Source organism: Streptococcus pseudopneumoniae, assembly GCF_001074975.1.
Classification (GTDB): domain Bacteria; phylum Bacillota; class Bacilli; order Lactobacillales; family Streptococcaceae; genus Streptococcus; species Streptococcus pseudopneumoniae_D.
On sequence record NZ_JUUO01000042.1, the window covers coordinates 1 to 4,231 of the forward strand.

3 protein-coding genes and 1 pseudogene are annotated in these 4,231 nt (G+C 38.0%); 1 reads left to right on the top strand and 3 read right to left on the bottom strand.

Translation table 11 applies throughout. The features are described 5' to 3' along the window. Positions 1 to 119: 119 nt before the first annotated feature. The 3 genes from ADI86_RS02215 to ADI86_RS02225 form a co-directional block, all read right to left on the bottom strand. Entirely contained in the window at positions 120 to 350 is a 231-nt protein-coding gene (locus ADI86_RS02215) for a DUF2969 domain-containing protein (protein ID WP_000037113.1), read from the bottom strand. 98 nt (positions 351 to 448) lie between these two features. Further along, positions 449 to 2,416 carry a peptide ABC transporter substrate-binding protein gene (locus ADI86_RS02220; RefSeq protein WP_049531609.1) on the bottom strand — a complete coding sequence of 656 codons (1,968 nt, stop codon included), beginning with the start codon at positions 2,414 to 2,416 and terminating at the stop codon, positions 449 to 451. A gap of 22 nt (positions 2,417 to 2,438) precedes the next feature. Then, entirely contained in the window at positions 2,439 to 3,461 is a 1,023-nt protein-coding gene (locus tag ADI86_RS02225) for a branched-chain amino acid aminotransferase (RefSeq protein WP_000218998.1), read from the bottom strand. Between the two features lie 307 nt (positions 3,462 to 3,768). Here ADI86_RS02225 and ADI86_RS10915 point away from each other — a divergent pair. Then, positions 3,769 to 4,023: pseudogene (locus ADI86_RS10915) on the top strand (IS630 transposase-related protein); the annotation flags it as partial. Positions 4,024 to 4,231 lie beyond the last annotated feature (208 nt).

The window sequence follows — 4,231 nt, forward strand, 5'->3', positions numbered from 1 at the left end:
GGATTCGAACCCCCGAACCCGAAGGAGCGGATTTACAGTCCGCCGCGTTTAGCCTCTTCGCTATCTCTCCTACAATCAACATGGACTATTATATCATGAAAATTTCAAAAAAACAAGACTTATTTTGCTAAATTATAATTTTCAATCAAAATTTCCACAGCTTTTTCCAATTTTTTATAAAAACTATCAACATTCCCATTCTTTATGATGGCAAATTGTCCATCTAATTCGGCAATTTCTCCGATAACTTTTTTACCAATGGTTAAGGTATAGCCTTCAAAACTGTCTTTTCCTACATTAACTTTGGCATCTGCTACTTGAATTTCGATTTTTTTATCTTTCTTACTCATTTCTTACCTCTCTTCACTTTTTCTATTTTACAAGAAAATCCCAAAACTAGCAAGAAAAAACTCTATATCATTTTGAGTCTGATATAGAGTTTTCTGCTTTATTTAACGTGTTTTTCTAATTCTTTTTGGTACTTACCGTTTGATTCCAATTTTTCTTTTTGCCATTTTTTCAGTGCTTCTTCATATTCTTTTGTCGTAACAATATCTTTTTGCAATTTCATTCCTTTAAAGATATATGGATCACCCTTAATACCAACTTGTGAGTATGGTTTTGAGAATGGCACTACATTACTTACAACCGGAGAACCACCAGATGAGGCTGTTGGCATCAATAATGAACTATCTGTCAACCAAGCTTGAGCCTTGGCATATTTTTCATAGCGCTCTTCAAGATTGGTAGTTTCTGAATCGGCATCATCCAATAATTTCTTATACTGGTCCAAACCAATCTTAGCTACGACATCCTTATCTTTCCCTTTAGTAATACCAAGGTGTTTCATAGCAGAACCTGATTTAGGATCCATGATATTCAAGTAAGATGCTGGGTCTTGATAGCTTGGAGCCCATCCTGTACTGTTCAAATCATAGTCTTTTTGAGAAGGAACACGCGCTTGAGAAGTGATTGTTTCCTTTTCATTATCTGTCATTTGAAGAACATCGATGACAACATTTTCAGCACCAAGAGTTGATTCGATAGACTGTTTGAAAGAGTTGCTTTGTTGAACGGCGATGGTATCTGTTTGTTCAACTGGGACATCCAAGTGAATTGGGAAAGTTACCCCTTTAGATTCCAAGTCTTTCTTAGCTTTTTCGAACGCAGCTTTAGCCTTATCAGGGTTGTAGATAGAATCCTTACCATCAACTAGCTCAACACCTTTCCATTGGTCACCATAGTTCACCAACTCTGCTTGAGCGATTTGACCAAAGTTTTTACCCCCTGCTTGTACAAAGTTGTCAGGAACAAGGCTGTTACGAATAATCTTGTCCGCACCGTCTTCACCATTTAGCTGGGCAGCATAAGAATGACGGTTGAAGGCAAAGTTAATAGCCTGACGGAAGTCCTTATTAAGCATAGCTTCTTTAGTAGAAGTCTTTTGTTCTTCACTTGTTTTCGCAGTTTTATTGTATGACTGACGATTTACGTTAAAGGTGAAGTAATAGCTACTTGAGTCCTGTGGGCTATAAGTAATTTTATCTCCGTATTGTTCCAAAGTTGAAGCAAAGTTTGAGCTACTTGGGAAGAGACGGGCTGTCGTATAGGCACCAGAAGAGAAGCTACGAATCAACGATTCCTGATCTGAACCATCGTAGTAGGTCAATTTGACCTTTTCAATTTTTACCTTTTCTTTATCCCAGTAGTTTGGATTTTTCTCGTATTCAATCAACGATTTAGACGTCAAGGTCTTCAAGATATAAGGACCATTGTAAAGAATCCCTGCTGGAGTAACTGCTCCATAATCTTTACCTGATGCCTTCAAAAACTCTTCATTTACAGGCAACATCGTCGCTGTTGTAACTTTAGAGTTCCAGAAACTTTCTGGTTTGTTTAGGGTATATTCAACTGTATAATCGTCCAAGGCCTTAACACCAACTGTAGAGAAATCATTGGTCTCACCAGTCATGTAGGCATCCAAACCCTTGATTGAATTTTGGATGAGAGAGACACCGTCTGACTTACCGTCAGCTACGTGTTTCAATCCTGTTACAAAGTCATGGGCTGTTACTTCTGCATATTCTTCACCTTCAGAAGTGTACCATTTAACTCCTTTACGAAGTTTGTAGGTATAAGTCAAACCATCTTTTGACACAGACCAATCCTCAGCCAAGGAAGGGATAACATTTCCGTACTGGTCGTTTTCCATCAAGCCATCAACCACGTTCCCGATGACATCTGTTGTAGATGTACGAGTCGCTATACTATAGTCCAAAGATGCTGGATCTACTGCATAGACATATGAAAATGTTGTCGGTGCATCTGCTTCTTTATCAGCTTTTCCACAAGCCACTAAAAGAGCTGTTGTGCTCAGGACCACTCCTGCTGTTAAGAGCCACTTTTTCGATTTCATCAAAAATCTCCTTTTGTTTGTTTTAATCTACTTTTACAATCCAACCTTCTGGCGCTTCAATATCACCAAACTGAATTCCTGTCAATTCATCATAGAGTTTACGAGTCACAGGGCCAACTTCTGTTTCACTATAGAACACATGAAAATCATCGCCGTGCTGAATTCCACCAATTGGCGAAATAACTGCTGCTGTACCACAGGCACCTGCCTCTACAAAACGGTCAAGGTTATCAATTGGGACATCCCCCTCAATAGGAGTCAAGCCCAAGCGGTGTTCTGCCAAATAAAGCAAAGAATACTTAGTAATAGATGGCAAGATAGATGGACTCAATGGTGTTACAAATTCATTATCAGCTGTAATTCCAAAGAAGTTAGCTGAACCGACTTCTTCAATCTTTGTATGAGTTGATGGGTCTAGATAGATAACATCTGAGAAATGGCGTGATTTAGCCAATTTCCCTGGCAAGAGACTTGCAGCATAGTTCCCACCAACCTTAGCCGCACCTGTACCATTTGGAGCCGCACGGTCGTATTCATCCTGAATCAAGAAGTTGGTTGGAACCAAACCACCCTTAAAGTAATTTCCAACTGGCATAGCAAAGATGGTGAAAATGTATTCCTCTGCTGGTTTAACCCCGATAATATCTCCAACACCAATCAAAAGTGGACGAAGATAAAGGGTTCCACCTGTTCCATATGGTGGTACGTATTCTTCATTGGCGCGGACAACTGCCTTACAAGCTTCTACAAACATGTCTGTCGGAACTTGTGGCATCAAGAGACGATCACAAGTACGTTGCAGACGTTTAGCATTTTCGTCAGGACGGAAAAGTTGAACACTACCATCCTTAGTACGGTAAGCTTTCAAACCTTCAAATGCTTGTTGACCATAGTGAAGACTTGGAGAAGACTCTGAAATATGCAAAGTTGCATCCTCTGTGAGCTCTCCTTGATCCCATTGTCCATTTTTAAAATGAGCAATATAGCGATAAGGTAATTTCATATAGGAGAAACCAAGGTTCTCCCAATCAATCGTTACTGTCATATTCCACTCCTTATTCTAAAAACCTATTTCTTATATTCTACACTTTTTTTCTAAAATAGCAAGTATATTTTGTAATTTTCAGAAAATTTCTTCAATAAAAAGAATCTAAGGTATCTGTCGTAATGAATCCTATATAGAGATTCATAAAGAACTCAAATTATTCTCCTATCTCGTATAGTGCAATCTATTCAATAACTGAACTTATTTTTGACATACATAGAGCCCGTACATTAATATTAGTAACCTGTTTCGACAGAGATATGACAAAATGAACTAAAGATAGTACACAATGTGGTGCAGTCATCTTATGCCATATTCAATAGATTTACGTAAAAAAAGTTCTTGCCTATTGTAAGCGAATAGGTAGTATAACAGAATCATCACACGTTTTCCAAATCTCACGTAATATCATTATCTAAAAGAGAAAATAGGTGATCTAAACCATCAAGTAAAAGGAACAAAACCAAGAAAAGTTGATAGAGATAGACTTAAAAACTATCTTACTGAGAATCCAGACGCTTATTTGACTGAAATAGCTTCTAAATTTGGCTGTCATCCAACTATAGCGTATTGAATCTAGAATAGCACATTACGGTTGCTGAAACATTTCTAGAAAAAATTGACTTTCTCAATCACTTTGTTCACATCTTGTTTCAATCCGCTGTGTTTCTCGTAAAAAAACAAAAGGATTAAGGGAGTGAATTTCCGGCTCTATAATATTTGTAGTGGGTAAATCCCCTATGGATATTATGGAGCCTACTTTGTTGTAG

Coding starts and splice junctions, on each gene's coding strand:
- ADI86_RS02215 (WP_000037113.1), bottom strand. CDS start 350: ATGAGTAAGAAAGATAAAAAAATCGAAATTCAAGTAGCAGATGCCAAA.
- ADI86_RS02225 (WP_000218998.1), bottom strand. CDS start 3,461: ATGACAGTAACGATTGATTGGGAGAACCTTGGTTTCTCCTATATGAAA.
- ADI86_RS02220 (WP_049531609.1), bottom strand. CDS start 2,416: ATGAAATCGAAAAAGTGGCTCTTAACAGCAGGAGTGGTCCTGAGCACA.